Genomic DNA, 14,475 nt, shown 5'->3' on the forward strand with positions numbered 1-14,475 from the left:
TATGATAGTTTAATCCTGTCAGGTATTGCTGCCTGACTCAAGTAAATCACTCTCCGATAAAGTCGGGGCGGTTCAGTGGGCATGATTCATCGTAATAACGAGCATGAAGTCCAAAATGCTATTAGAACATCGATTTACTTAACCACCAAAACAGATAAGTATGAACAACGACTGAAGGCAAAGCTACCTAACATGCGTACCTTTGATCGAGGGCAGTTCCGAAACTCTAAGCGTCGTGGCTTACCACCCATAGCAAAATAATCTCAAACCTATATTACAGTCATGAGATAGCGCCTTTGCTATTACCACCATGCTATATCCAACATAGTCAGGTCTGCCTCGTGCAGGCCTTTTTTATGCCCAAAATAAATAGGAGCCCTTATGAAACCCCTTTGTCCTTATTGTCACGCCTCTGCTGTCTATGAGGTGAGTGACGATACCAGTCATCATCACACAGTAAGTTTACTGTCTCCTGCCATGCTGGTCAGTCTTGGCGTCAGTTTATGTAAGAGCTTAAAGTTACATCCGGCTATTGGCGCGGTAGCAGGCATTGCCTTAGCGGTCGTTATCGAGATGAGGCAACCCACGAATGCGTTGCCGATGCGGGTCAACAGAAAGTATCGCTGTAGCCACTGCGATCACGTTTTTACCGATTTCAATTAGTTCACTACTTAACTCACTTTATTTATCAACGTATTTAACGCAATCAACACTATAAAAGGAAAATCATCATGGCACATTTAGTCGAAAGTATGGCCTACGTTGGCGACACCCCTTGGCATGACTTAGGCAATGAGCTGTCACCCAAGCAGCCGTTAGAAGTTTGGGCTAAGCAAGCGGGGCTTGATTGGCGTATTGAATCGTCTGATGTCAGTTATATGGCGAACAATGACAAGGGGCATAACTTGATTCTGCCCTTTGCTGAGCAGAAGGTCTTGTACCGCAGTGATAACTTGGAGCCGCTATCCGTAGTTAGTCAACGCTATCAAGAAGTGCAACCGCGTGAGATTTTAGAATTCTATCGTGATCTTACCGAACAATCCGACTTTGAATTAGAGACTGCTGGGGTGTTAAAAGGCGGTCGTAAGCTGTGGGCATTGGCCCGTACAAGGGTCGCGATGTCAGTAACGGCTATCTGTTACTGGCAACGGCCTGTGATGGCACGCTGGCGACCACCGCACAGTTTACTTCTATTCGTGTGGTGTGTAATAACACCCTAGCTATTAGCTTGGCTAATGGCAGTGGCGGGGTGGTGAAAGTACCGCACTCCACTCAGTTTGATGCCGACAAGGTGAAACAGCAATTGGGGGTATCGGTGAAGCAATGGGATGAGCACTCATACGAGATGAAGCAATTATCCGAGCGTCGTGTCACTCAAGCAGAAGCAGCCAACTATCTCAGTCGGGTATTTAACGATCAGGACAACAACCTGATCCTGTTTAACAGTGCGAAGAAAGAGAAAGAAGCCGTACCCAATGCCAAAGCAATGAATCAGGTCATGAGTATGTTTAACGGTCAAGGTCGCGGTGCTGACTTAGATGCAGCCCGTGATACGGTTTACGGTCTGCTGTGTAGTATTACAGAATATGTCGATCATGAACGTCGAGCCATGAATAACGACAACCGCCTAAACTCAGCCTGGTTTGGCGCTGGCGCTAAGCTCAAGCAAAAGGGCTTAGAAGAGTCGTTGCTGATGCTGGCTTAACTGTCTTATCTACTCAAACAAAACCACGCCTTTGAGCGTGGTTTTTTTATGCCGTTTATTTCATTTAACGATATCAATAACAAATCTAACCCCCATTTATTAAGGACTTTATCATGAACCCAATTGCTTTAAACCATATCGCGCAGCTCAGACAAACCAAGCGTGCAACCGTGAAGGTTAAAACGCCTGTTGTCACTAAGTCTACGGCCATTTATAAAACGGTTAAACCGTCTGCTACTCAATCTACCACCGCTAAGCGTCTGATCAATACCAAGCAGCTCAGCCATGAAAAATGGCTTGAGGTACGTCAGCAAGGTATTGGCAGCAGTGATGCCGCTGCCGCTTGCGGTATCCATCCTTATCTATCGATGCTTGAGCTGTGGATGATTAAGACCGGACGCATGAACTCGAACATCGATGAGAGCATTGAAGGGTATTCTCAGTTGTACTGGGGCAACACCTTAGAGCCAATGGTAGCCAAGTACTATCAACAGCACACTGGTAATAAAGTCCGTCGTGTTAATGCCATCTTGCAGCATCCTGATCCTGAGCAGCACTTTATGCTGGCCAATTTGGATTATGCGATTGTAGGGAGTGACGAGGTACAGATATTAGAATGTAAAACCGCAGGGGAGCATGGGCGAAACTGTGGAAGCATGGTGTGCCGTTGTATGTCACCTGCCAAGTGCAACATCAATTGGCCGTGACCGGTAAGCAAGCCGCCCATATCTGTGTGTTGCTGTGTGGCCATGAAGCGAATATTTATAAGGTTGAGCGCGACGAGCAGCTGATTAATAGCATTCTGTGGCATGAGCGGCTGTTCTGGCAGTACGTTGAGACCGACACCCCACCAACCCCTGATCATAGTGAATCGGCAGCACGGGCATTACAGCAGCTGTATCCGAAACCTAAAGCCGCAAGCAAGATTGATTTAACCGAGGATGACGGGGCAAACAAGTTGTTTGCGCAATTACTGAGCTACCGTGACGATATGAAGGAATTAGAAGAGCGCCATGACCAGATCAAGCATCAACTGCAAAGTCTGATTAAAGACAATGAAGTAGCCGTCTTTGATACCGGTGCAATATCCTGGAAGCGCAGCAAAGACAGTGTCAGTCTTGATAGCAAAGCCCTGCTAAAAGCGCATCCTGAGTTGCTTGAGCAGTTTAGTAAGACAAGGGAAGGCAGTCGGCGCTTTGTGATTCTAAATGACCACTAAGTGAGCGACTATTTACTTAACCCATTCAATCCTCAACCAATCACTCTAGTCAATAAAACCAGTAAACAAAACAAGCGCATAACCGCCCACCTTAACCGGTGGGCTTTTTTTATGGCTAATCGTCATTTATTCAATCCAATTAAACCGATAAGGAATAGCATCATGATTAAAGGTCTCACCATCACCCCGCCCGTATTGGGTCGTATCAGCATTGGTCGTGTCATTCAAAAAGACGGCAAGCGTCTGCCAGCTAAAGACGATCAATTCACCATCACCAGCCAAGTGCAGAATAAAGACGGCTGGGTCAATCATCCCTTAGATGAAAAGCTTCGTGAAAATAACAATGGCAAGCTCAGGCATATACCCGTACGACTGTTGTTCAACGATCCTGAATTAAATCTACGTGCGGAATATACTTTATTTGATCGACAAACCGGACGGCCACTGTGCGTGGGCGACGGGGAGCACTGTCAGCGTCGTACCAACAAAGGCGTTGAGCAGTTGCCCTGCCCATCACCGGATCGCTGCCCACTGGCGCAAGGCGGTGCTTGTAAGCCGTATGGCAGACTGTATGTGAACCTCAGTGAAGACGATGAGCTGGGCACCTTTATCTTTCGTACCACCGGCTTTAATAGCATTCGCACCCTAGCAGCACGGCTCAGTTACTTTGCTGCGGTATCAGGCAATAAGCTGTCGTGTTTACCATTGCAATTGACTTTGAGAGGTAAAAGCACGACGCAAAGTTATCGCACGCCGATTTACTTTGTCGATCTAACGCTACGAGAAGGTGTGACTCTAAAAGATGCGGTGCAGAATGCACAAGCGATTGATCGTGAGCTGAGCGCACACGGCTTTGATCAAGCAGCGTTAGAGGTGGCAGCCAAACAGGGTTATGTGAATTCCTGCTTTGAGGTTGATACGGATGACATGGCGGATGTGGTTGAGGAGTTTTATCCAATGGAAATGAATCAAGACCACAGTAACAGCAACGGCAAGAAGCTTGGTACTCAGAATGGGTCACAAACGATTCATGATGTGCGCAGTATTGCGCAGGGGTTACGGCAAAGTGTGACAGCTGTTAGTTAAACCTATTAAGGCTGATAGGCAACATAAGAAGGAGCAGATTGAATTCGCTCATTTTTTATGGGCTAACTAACGGAAATCAGTTCGGACTGAATAGGATGGGGTAAAAAAATATGGGACTCCCTAACTGTATGAGAGGAAATGCTCTCAATCACACACAAGGAGCTAATCATGGAACAGTTAAACACAGGCACTCAACAAAACGTATCAGCTCATAGCGCTTTACAAATACCGCGCATGTTACCACTTAAGCAAGTCGTACACTATACGGGGCTTAGCAGCACAACAATTTACGATATGCTTGATAAAAGATCAAATCGTTATGACCCTACCTTCCCCATTCAAGTCAAGCTATCAAAGGGACGTGTAGCATGGGTTGAGAGCGAAGTCGCTCAATGGATTGAGGGAAAGATAGCCGCGCGGTTTCACTAAACAATAACGAATAAATAAGCCACGTAGTGTAGCTTATTTTTTTTGTTCGTCTAAGTTCGTCTAAGTTCGTCTAAGTTCGTCTAAATCTAGACCAACTTCCAAACATTACCTTCAAAATAGATGAGCTTTTTTCTCTTCATTTTTTGGAGTAAATTTTTTATTTTGTGAAATTTTTGTTCATCAGTTAGGACATCAGGAAGCTTGTTAGATAGAAACTTGTTGAAATCTGAACGTTGAGCTTGACCAAATTGTTTCAGAAATTCTAAAACAGCAGTTTCATAATAAGCATCATCCAAACCACGCATTTGCATATACTCCGCCTGCTGCTCAGTATGCCGAGCAATATCAGCGGCAATGATATAGCTGTTTTTACGTCCTTCAATCAGTGACTTTTTGCGTAGTGCCTCAGCTTCATCCTCAGTGATCGCTTGTCCTTTTTGTACTTTGTCGAGCGCAATAATATCGTGTAATGCGAGATTATCAAATGTCGCTAGCTGCTTAGCATACTCTTGATCAAGCACTTTACCTGTGAATTTTACGCATACCCTTTCATGGGTTAAGTCATAGTCTGGCAAAGGGAAAAAACGTTTATACTGAATCTGATACATTTTTTTGATGCCACTACCAATTGTATCCATCATATTCAGATTGACCATGGCATTGACTAAAAACGGATTGCGGTAACTCGTTTCAGGCGCATTTTGCAGCAAGACATTCTCAATAGTCTTAGGGATAAACTCGCCGCTGTTTTGGAAAATGAGCGTTGAGTCCTCTTTTTCAACTACCGTAATACGTCCACCTAAACGATAGTCTTGATGACCAATGGCATTACTTAATGCTTCACGGATGATATAAGGATCGTACTGCTGCACTTCTTCAGGAAACAGCGTACCTGATGTCATATAACGATAATTTAGATTGCGGATTTTGTTATACACCTCATCCAAGGCTAACAAAAATGGCGGTTCAAAATGTTGATAGTCTTTTTCAATGCCATCAACGCCCTTTAGAATCCAAGTGATATGTGCTTGCGCTGGGCTTAAAAAATACGTGGATTCATAACGTCCCAATAAAATAATCGCTGTGTTGGTGATCTGACCACGAATGATAATTTTGGCTTTATTCAAGAAGGTAATGTCATCCCATTCTTCAATGTCTTCAGCCAAACGTTTGTTTTTATCAGCAAAGACTTGTCTGGCAATAGCAATGGCGTGAGGATCAAGGTCTTCAAGTGTTGCCTCATGGCAAATCTCGGCACTCCAATCAGCTGCTCGATTTTGCCACAGCTTACGGCTTTGATCGGGATAGTGCTTAAGTAGTTTAGTCAGGCTACCGATACGAATATAGGGCTCATGCAGAAAGCTAATGGGTGTATCGGTGGCTGCAGGAATCTCGAACAGTACTACCGCTTTACCATCAATTTGTAGCTCATGAATGGTGAAATGAATCTTAGGGCTTAAACGGCTAACCAGCCAATGCTCTAAGTCTTCGTTGCCTTTAGCCTTTTTTGTTTTCGGGCTAAAGCTTGTACCCACAATGTGATGCGTACCGTCCTCTATCCCAAACACCAAGTAGCCAAACTTCTTGCCAGCCAAGCAAGCGCTATTGGCAAGCGCAGATATACGCTTACCAATCTCATCAGAGCTGTGGAAATTATGTTTAAACTCAAGCCATTCTTGTTCGGCTGGCTGCTGAGTTAGGCTGAGGACAAGGCTTTGGTAGTGGTTCGGCATAGTGAGAAATGTAATCAGTTAATAAAAGTGACAATCAATATACCATTAAGCTCTGACGGTCTATATTGATATATTTAATTTTCTAGCAAATTAAACACTATTAATTATTTTATTTTGACGGAGGATTAGGGCTTGATAGTAACTGCTCTAATGGTGTGATCATCTTCCAGTTGTAAAAATAATCCAAGCAGTTCACAGTCACAAAAATAATGAGAATGAATACTAAGCACAAATATACAGCATGGGTAATTATTTTGACATTAACAGGAGTAATTTCAGCCTTCCATTTATTGATCAGTGCATCAGGTATCTTATTCTCTGCTACAAACCTATTAATTTGACATCTCAGGTGCCAGAGATTGTATCCCTGTTGAAGCGTTGAGTAAAACACCATAACGGAGTACACGAGAAATGAGCCAATTACAAGGCTATTAATTTTTGCACTAAATTTTGCCATTGAAATAAGTGCAATGGTTACAGGTATAGCTAAAATCTGAGTTTGTAGGTTTGTGATTATATCGTTGGCTTTTTCAAGAAACTTTTCAGAATGCTCAGTGATTTTGTCATTAAACTTCGAAAATTTAAAATCATCTAGGTAAAGAGCATATTTAGAAAGTACAGACTGATACGTACTTTCTAAATTTTGGAGTAATGAGAATATCCGATCCTTTTTCTCCACACCGACTAGACTATCAAGAATTATACTTGCAACAATAGTATTTCTTTCAGTTTCGTGAACTAGAAGTGACTTTTTAACTTCATCATCATCGTTATTAATATCTGCGTTTAACCAGCTAGTAAATTTTTCAATTATAGTACACAGATTGCCAGATTCTGAGCTGCTAGGTTTAGACGTATTTACTGAGCTTAAATAAAGCTTAGCGGTATCTAAGTAACGATTAGCATCTCTAGGCCTTGTTGGAATTTCACAGTGAGTCTGCGCAAAAATAACAATTTGTTTGTCTTTACAATAATATTGCTTTTTCAAGCAGTTAATAAATTTAAAAATCAACTCTAAGGTAGGTAGTAAAGTATTATCACTACTGTCTTTAAAGTCATATTTATCTTCATAGACAATTATCTCATCAGGGCTAGTGTCATGACTCTCATCTTCAAGAGCATGTTCGATATAGCTTTCATATGAAGCATATTGATCGCCAGTATTAATAATAGTTAAAGTGTAACTTATACTTTGATCTACCTCATAGCAATCATCATTAGTGGTGAACTTTGCAATACTCACAAAATGTCCAGCTTCAAATTTTTGAATGAGCGCGATATCTTCCTGTTTTTCAAATGTAAAACTACCAGTGATACGCTTGCCAGAGAACTTAACGTTCTGACTTCGTTTCACTAACGTTAGGACTTTCTCACGTAGTTGGTTCATTTGAACCTCTATTTAAATATTTTTCTAATTGCTGGTAAATTCTCTGAGCTAACTGTTATTTCAATAACTGCTTCACCATTATCGTTTTCTTTAAGCTTGATTTCTTCACCAAGTAAACTACGACTACCGCTAACTCTAATAACTTCTTCTTCACCAAGATGAAACGAAAACGTTTCATAATTTTTGAGTGGATCTACTGCTGGAGCAAAAACATTACTGTTATTTTCATCAGATGCTGCATAACCATTATTCTCTCTAAAAACCTTGAAACTATCTTTAACTTCTATAGTCAGATTAGACACTTTGCTTTTAGTAGCTATTATTGGGTCTATTTCGTCGACAATATTAACACTGTTTTTATGCTTGGCCTTATGACTTAGTATAGTAAGAATCTCACTCTGAACTTCCTTTTTTGCTTTCTCGCTAAATGAACTTTGCTTAAGATAGTTAATCAAGCTTTTCATTAGTTTAGTCGTTGCTACTGTGTCATCGAGCCTAATTCGTATCGGTAAAAAATCTTGAATGTATTCAGGAATCTTACTGCTAGTTCCTTTTTGAATCCACTGTATGTAATTCTCAGCTTGATAGGTACTATCTGAATTTTTGTATTTGTGCTCTTGAAATTTTGTGATATTGATCCGACAAGCAATCTTTAAGTTGGAAGCGTCAATATGATTGGTATCTATGATCTCCCCTGTTTCTTCGTTTATAGTAATTGCGTCTGTCAAACTTAATAGAGCAATATCAAGATATTCAACACCATCTAGTGTATAAAAAATCATCGGTAGATGATCACCAGTAGTCATAGGTTCTGCATACACATGATGATGCAAGGCCTTTGTAAGATGACTAGTGATACGTCTATACCTTGTTTGTTCTGACGACTCTTGCCTTAATATTGATTCATCTTCATCAGGTTCAGATGGTACAGATGGTACAGATGGTACAGATGGTACAGATGGTACAGATGCTAATAATTCCCAAGCAAGTATATTAGGAAAAATTGCATTAGTAGGTTTTGTAAAGTTTGAATGCTTCAGATTTACGATACATAGATAATCAGATAGTACTTCTCCTAAAGTATCAGGGCTATCAAAAGTCTCAACATGCGAATGGGCTAGTCCATTTTTTTCTAACTGCTCATCAAAAAATTCAATTAACTTGTACACTTGTACAGTATCAGCATGAAGCTTCTGCCTAATCAATGGAGGTTTTACAGAGTTCTGATGAGCTTCTTTAATGATTTGATGGATTATACTTGCTTGGACTACAGCCTTAGGTTGGCTCATTTATACCTCAATTGATTCAGATATTATTTTTAAAAAATGTAATGCATGCTCTATGTAGAGCCAACGCTATTCATAACTAAAACAATCTTCATTCAAAAAATTCAAATACCACCTGACTACTCATCATTAGCGGAACTCAAAGGTCAATATAGTTTTGCATTAAGACCATTTTAAGGATATAAAAACCCTCTACTCAGGTTGACCCTCACTCAAAACAAACGCTCTCAATGCAGAATCGACTTTCATGTTGACTTTAAACATAGGAATGCTGCTGCCTTCAAGTGTTTCAAAGTAGGCTTTAGCTTTGTCTTTATCAACGGTGTTTTTTAGCTCATCAAAGCGTCCAAACTCGTTAATATTGGCCTCAGCTACAGCGCTGTCTAAAAGCGTCCTTAGCTTCGATTCTTCCAGTCCTAAATGATCTGAAAACTGTTTGATACTGTCATGCTGAGCCTGTACCTGATATTTAATAATATAGTCTTTAAAGGTAGTGCCAGCTTCAACCTTTATCTTACCTCGCTGCACATCACGCAAGAATATATTAGCGTATTTTTGCTCATCAACACTTAGCGTCGGAAAAGTTTTGTGTAACTCAATTAGCGCTTGCTCTGCATCGCCTAATTCGAGCGATTCGATATATTTATCAAAGCGCTCATTTAGATACTCCGTATCGATTCTATCAGTGTTGATCTGAGTTAGATGCCCTGAGATATCAAAAGGTACATCACCTGAGCTGCCCGATGAACCACCTTGAAACAGCTCTTTATAACGCATAGCTAAGATTAGATAAGTTTGTTCATCGAAGCTCAGCGTGATACTGGTATCCTCAAAGTCATAGCTCAGCTTATCCCAAGTAAAGCCCTGAATCTCTGCTGCTTCTAGATGGCCGTTTAGCTGTTTAAACAGCTTAGCAAACTTGGCTTGGCTTGCCTCGGTACTGGGCAGCGTCTCAAAGTTTGCTATTCCTGCTGCATTAAATACTGCTTGTATCTCAGCAAAGACACTATTCATCTTAGCCAGATTGCTTTCAAGTTTTCCGACAAACAGCCCAATAGGCTTGTCGCCAGAATAAAGCTTAATAGCCGCATCAATATTACGCTCCATGGTATAAGGCTTGCGATAGTAGCGAATCGTACCAAATGGTTTTTCATGACCAAATAAGCGATTAGTGCGCGAGAACGCTTGAATGATATTCTCGTAGCGTATGAGCTTATCAATATATAAGGTATTAACCCACTTAGAATCAAACCCTGTTAGCATCTGCTCAACGACAATCAGTATGTCCAGCTGCTGATCTGGCGTACGCTCGATAAACCGATACGGCTCTTTATGTGACAAACGATTTGCAAGGTCTTTTTTAAACTTGCTATGGCTAGCTATCTTAAAGTCTTTATCAAATTGGCTGTTATAGTCAGTAATAATCTCTACCATGCCTTTTTCTTTGAATATCGAGGTTGACTCGTTGCCTTCATTGGCATCAAACAAGGCGCTGACTTTTAGATCTAAACCTTGTGCTTGGATTTGTGCTTTTAATAGGCGGTAATAAGTAATGGCTTCAACAATGCTACTGGTGGCAAATATGGCATGAAACTTACCGCCTCGACTAAGTGTTGGGAAGTTATCTAGAATATCTTCAACTACCATGTTTTGGTGCTCATCCGTTAAATATTGCTCTTTTGGCAAATAATCCTCAATACCTTTTATATATGCACCATCAGCTTGCTTATGCCCCGCCATGGCAACATTATTCATAAACTCATAATACTTTTTGCGCTTTTTTTCATCTGCCAAGGCTTCTGTCTCTGTGCTAGCTTTTGCTTGCTGCAAAGCGACAGCTTGACGGACTTCTTTATCCTTAAAGGTTGCTACACGATACAGATCAAAACCTAAGACGTTCTTGTCACGGATACCATCAGCGATGCTATAACGATGTAATTCATCCCCGAAAATATCAGCGGTGGTGTTCATTTTGCGCTGGTTTTCGTCATGAATAGGCGTACCTGTAAAACCAAAGAGTATCGCATTCGGGAAAGTTTGCTTTATGATTTTGAGCATATCACCAAAGGTTGAGCGATGCGCTTCATCAACGATAAATACCAAGCGCTTGTCCTGCATGACACTCAGGTCATGAGTGTTCATACCGTTGCTGTCTGCTTCGATATTACTCATCTTTTGGATTGAAGTGACTATTAAGGTATCTTTTGGGTCGCTACTTTTTATTTTGCTAATCAGCGCATAGGTATCATCCGTGTCTTTTACGTCATCAATGTCATCAGCAAAGCTTTGATACTGAATGAATGACTGCGTACCAAGCTCAATACGATCCATCAAGAAAATAACTTTGTCCGCGTCTTGTGAGCTAGCGATCAGCTGTGCTGATTTAAAGCTGGTCATGGTCTTGCCTGAGCCTGTGGTATGCCAGATATAGCCACCAAGCTGAGTATTAGCATCTTCCCATTTGGTAGTAGATACCTTGTCAGAGATAGCACTAGCAGCATTATATTGATAGCTACGCATTACTTTTAATACGCCATCTGCCTTGTCCGCTACGGTATAAAAGCCGATCATCTGATGCGCCATAGGAATAGATAGCAAGGTCTCAGCGATATTCTTGTAGCTGGTGTACGGTTCATTGTTAAAATCGGCACAACTAAAATAATAATCATCATTAAAGTTGCCATCAGGATTGGCAAAGTAGATCGTATCTTTAGGGTTCATAGCGACAAATATCTGCACCAATGCAAACAGTCCAGTAAAGATACCTGCTTCAGCGTATTTTTCGATTTGAAGACACGCTTGACTGACAGGCACACCGCTACGCTTAAGCTCAATATGAAAGACGGGCATGCCGTTGATAAGTAGCATGAGATCGCCACGGCGGTCACGAAACACAGGCGATTTGGTTGGGAACTGGGGCTGTTTGACGATCTGATAGCGGCTCTGCCCTGCAGCAATCTCATGACGATCATATATCTTTAGGCTGATCTCTTTACCAAGGTGCAAGGTATCATCTGGGTTATCACGAGTAATTGAAACAGTCTTACCATTGATAAAACCGTTAAGCTTCAAAGGGGTCTTTAGGGTGTTAATCTGCTCAATGAGCTGCTGCATCTCGCTATCAGTCAACGGTACGTTATTGAGACGATCGATACCGCGATTATTCTCAAATAAGATACACGCCCAGTTATCGATCAGGTCTTGCTCAGTTGGGCTATCAATAACTTGATCTTCCCAGCGGTTTTGTTTTAGAGCATAGATAAGCGCTTCTTCAAATTTATCTTCAGATGCAAAGGTCATGGGCAAGCCTTAATGGGTGAGGTTATACAAACATTTTTGCCAATAAGGCTTGTTTAAGATTGTCTAAGGTTTTGAGCTGCTTGGCTTGAATGCTAATCGTATCGTCAAGTCGTTTAAAGAATTGACCAATGGCGGTCTGTTCTTCTAATTGTTGAGGCGTTACTACCTGTAAATTTGTTAAAGACTTTTGACTCACTCCTTTCGCTGTACCACCACTGCTCATAGATTCGAGCATATTAAAAGTGACAGGAGATCTTAGTAGAATTGCAAGAAAGTCATCAGTTAGTAGTTCTTTCCTTATATTGAAAGCTATTGTTCTTTGACTTAGAATATATCCTCTATTATCAGGAACTTGAGCAACGTTACCCATAGGCGCTTCAGTAGTAAACAAGACTTGTCCTACCACCAATTCTTTGCCACCCATCCATTTCTGATATAGCTCTTCGTTACCAAAATGCTTGTCTAAATTAAAATCTATGTATCCGTTTTTGACATTTAAGGCAGACAAAGCTAAATATCCTTTTTCACTCCATTCTAAGCCAATTTTTTTGGGTGTTCTTCCTCTGAAGTCAATAATGCTTTCAATATTATCGAAAAATTTACTCTCAACCCAATCCCCACTAAAACCATTTAAACGAATTTCAGGCTGGCTATGTCCTTTTTGTGGGAACATTTTACTAAGCAGTGATTTTTTAAGCATTTGCGTTTGCTCATGCTTACGGCGTTGTAGCGCAATGGTTTGATCAACATTTTGGAAAAGTTTGCCGATGGCGGTTTGTTCAGTTTTAGTCGGAAAATTTGCAATTATGTTGTGTATGGTTGAACTGGTAAGGCTTGGAACACCCGTAGAAGTATCCAGTTTTCGCCATTGAATTTTTTGAAACAGTGTGAAAATAAATAGCCCTGAAACACGCTCTGAAAGTTCACTATAAAATAAAGTGTCTACAGTCCAAAAAGGTGTTGTCATGTAATAAGGTTTATCAATCGTCCCTTTTCTTCCAATTAACACACTCTCTTTGCTGTATAAAGCTGTGTTAGTTCTGCCAATTTCACCACCTGTAGCCAGAATCGGATAAATACCATCTGCAACTTCAATTTCTTTCTGTGATAAACCACTTTTTATTTTGAGGACATCACCTAGTTTCTGTTCAACCCAATCCTCACTAAAACCTGTAAGGCGGATTTTTGGCGTTTGTTGTTTACTTATCATCTAAGCGCTCCGATAACTGCTTAATCTCTTTATCAAAATCAGAGTCTATTTTTTGAGCTTTATTAAACTCGGCATACTCTACTCGCGCCTTTGCCTTGGCTTGTTCGGCTGACACTGTGCCATAGCCGTCAAGCACTTGATACTCGTTAAAGCTCAAAAAACGATTGACGCTATTTGCCAGTTTCTCCATCGTAAATTGATCTTTATCACCACGCTCGATAAGGCTCTCTATATAGTCAAAGTAACTGGTAACCGCACGCTCCAACTGACGGATTTGTTTTTCTGTCAGATAATTCTTTGCCGTAAAAGTATCGCTTAGTAACACTCTACCCTCAGGGCAAGATTTCCATGTCGTCAGCCCCATATTCTCAGCCGTTTTGTCAGCACTGGTATAGACGATTTCAGCAGCTGTCTGTCCTGTGATGGCATAGTGAAATTTATTTTGTATATGAGCATAGAACTGACGAGTAATAGGTGAGTTTTTATCGTAATCGATACTACACTCTCTAAAAATATCTGTGACTTGCTGCCATACTCTACGCTCGCTGGCACGAATTGAGCGTACACGTTCTAGTAACTCACGAAAATAATCTTGACCAAAAACCATCTTACCTTGCTTTAGGCGCTCATCATCGAGCACAAAGCCTTTTTTTATAAACTCTTTTAAAATCTGAGTCGCCCAAATACGAAACTGCGTGGCTTGAGCTGAATTGACTCGATAACCAACGGAGATAATGGCATCAAGATTATAGTGCAAAGTGTTGTACTGCTTACCATCACGGGCAGTTATTAGAAATTTTCTAATAACTGAATTTTGATCTAACTCATTACTTTCAAAAATGCCTTTTAAATGATAGTTAATGGTAGCCGTCGTCACATCGAACAGCGTCGCAAGCTCCTTCTGAGATAGCCACAGCGTTTCATCTTCAAGATAGACATTGACGTCAACATTGCCACTAGCAGTGGTATACAGCAAAAACTTAGTGTCCATGATTATTCTCTTAGTTTAAAAAGTGCAATACTACTTTTTAATATTATTCGATATGGGTAAATAAGCGCTTTATTTACCCATGTTTTAATAACATAGGTAAATTCTACCGTTTTTTACCTATGTTATTAA

9 protein-coding genes and 2 pseudogenes are annotated in these 14,475 nt (G+C 40.9%); 5 read left to right on the top strand and 6 right to left on the bottom strand.

Going from position 1 to position 14,475, the window contains the following annotated elements; translation table 11 throughout:
* Nucleotides 1-381: 381 nt before the first annotated feature.
* The 5 genes and pseudogenes from AAEY78_RS07925 to AAEY78_RS07945 all read left to right on the top strand — a co-directional run bounded on the left by AAEY78_RS07925 (nt 382) and on the right by AAEY78_RS07945 (nt 4,439).
* On the top strand, nt 382-663 hold the full coding sequence (locus tag AAEY78_RS07925; RefSeq protein ID WP_352338772.1) for a hypothetical protein: 282 nt from the start codon (nt 382-384) through the stop codon (nt 661-663).
* Between the two features lie 68 nt (nt 664-731).
* Nucleotides 732-1,705 (top strand): annotated as a pseudogene (locus tag AAEY78_RS07930) (DUF932 domain-containing protein).
* Between the two features lie 113 nt (nt 1,706-1,818).
* Nucleotides 1,819-2,924 (top strand): annotated as a pseudogene (locus tag AAEY78_RS07935) (YqaJ viral recombinase family nuclease).
* Between the two features lie 162 nt (nt 2,925-3,086).
* Nucleotides 3,087-4,010 carry a recombination directionality factor gene (locus AAEY78_RS07940; RefSeq protein ID WP_352338774.1) on the top strand — a complete coding sequence of 308 codons (924 nt, stop codon included), beginning with the start codon at nt 3,087-3,089 and terminating at the stop codon, nt 4,008-4,010.
* 168 nt (nt 4,011-4,178) lie between these two features.
* Nucleotides 4,179-4,439 carry a helix-turn-helix transcriptional regulator gene (locus AAEY78_RS07945; RefSeq protein ID WP_352338776.1) on the top strand — a complete coding sequence of 87 codons (261 nt, stop codon included), beginning with the start codon at nt 4,179-4,181 and terminating at the stop codon, nt 4,437-4,439.
* 86 nt (nt 4,440-4,525) lie between these two features.
* On the opposite strand, the gene AAEY78_RS07950 is transcribed toward AAEY78_RS07945, so the two are convergent.
* From AAEY78_RS07950 to AAEY78_RS07975, 6 genes are all read right to left on the bottom strand, one after another.
* Nucleotides 4,526-6,172 (bottom strand): RNA/DNA-binding domain-containing protein, encoded by a 1,647-nt coding sequence (locus tag AAEY78_RS07950; RefSeq protein WP_352338778.1) that lies wholly within the window; start codon nt 6,170-6,172, stop codon nt 4,526-4,528.
* Between the two features lie 109 nt (nt 6,173-6,281).
* The gene (locus AAEY78_RS07955) at nt 6,282-7,559 is read right to left on the bottom strand and encodes a hypothetical protein (RefSeq protein WP_352338780.1); all 1,278 of its coding nucleotides are present in this window, start codon (nt 7,557-7,559) and stop codon (nt 6,282-6,284) included.
* 8 nt (nt 7,560-7,567) lie between these two features.
* Entirely contained in the window at nt 7,568-8,848 is a 1,281-nt protein-coding gene (locus tag AAEY78_RS07960; RefSeq protein ID WP_352338782.1) for a nucleoid-associated protein, read from the bottom strand.
* Between the two features lie 189 nt (nt 8,849-9,037).
* Complete coding sequence (locus tag AAEY78_RS07965; RefSeq protein WP_352338784.1) at nt 9,038-12,145, bottom strand: type I restriction endonuclease subunit R; 3,108 nt, start codon at nt 12,143-12,145, stop codon at nt 9,038-9,040.
* Between the two features lie 22 nt (nt 12,146-12,167).
* On the bottom strand, nt 12,168-13,355 hold the full coding sequence (locus AAEY78_RS07970; RefSeq protein ID WP_352338786.1) for a restriction endonuclease subunit S: 1,188 nt from the start codon (nt 13,353-13,355) through the stop codon (nt 12,168-12,170).
* Nucleotides 13,345-14,346, bottom strand: a complete 1,002-nt coding sequence (locus tag AAEY78_RS07975) for a virulence RhuM family protein (RefSeq protein WP_352338788.1) — start codon at nt 14,344-14,346, stop codon at nt 13,345-13,347. The genes AAEY78_RS07970 and AAEY78_RS07975 overlap by 11 nt, the downstream gene beginning before the upstream one ends.
* Nucleotides 14,347-14,475 lie beyond the last annotated feature (129 nt).

This window comes from Psychrobacter sp. 16-MNA-CIBAN-0192 (assembly GCF_040309565.1).
Classification (GTDB): domain Bacteria; phylum Pseudomonadota; class Gammaproteobacteria; order Pseudomonadales; family Moraxellaceae; genus Psychrobacter.

Coding starts and splice junctions, on each gene's coding strand:
- AAEY78_RS07965 (WP_352338784.1), bottom strand. CDS start 12,145: ATGACCTTTGCATCTGAAGATAAATTTGAAGAAGCGCTTATCTATGCT.
- AAEY78_RS07940 (WP_352338774.1), top strand. CDS start 3,087: ATGATTAAAGGTCTCACCATCACCCCGCCCGTATTGGGTCGTATCAGC.
- AAEY78_RS07945 (WP_352338776.1), top strand. CDS start 4,179: ATGGAACAGTTAAACACAGGCACTCAACAAAACGTATCAGCTCATAGC.
- AAEY78_RS07960 (WP_352338782.1), bottom strand. CDS start 8,848: ATGAGCCAACCTAAGGCTGTAGTCCAAGCAAGTATAATCCATCAAATC.
- AAEY78_RS07955 (WP_352338780.1), bottom strand. CDS start 7,559: ATGAACCAACTACGTGAGAAAGTCCTAACGTTAGTGAAACGAAGTCAG.
- AAEY78_RS07975 (WP_352338788.1), bottom strand. CDS start 14,346: ATGGACACTAAGTTTTTGCTGTATACCACTGCTAGTGGCAATGTTGAC.
- AAEY78_RS07970 (WP_352338786.1), bottom strand. CDS start 13,355: ATGATAAGTAAACAACAAACGCCAAAAATCCGCCTTACAGGTTTTAGT.
- AAEY78_RS07950 (WP_352338778.1), bottom strand. CDS start 6,172: ATGCCGAACCACTACCAAAGCCTTGTCCTCAGCCTAACTCAGCAGCCA.
- AAEY78_RS07925 (WP_352338772.1), top strand. CDS start 382: ATGAAACCCCTTTGTCCTTATTGTCACGCCTCTGCTGTCTATGAGGTG.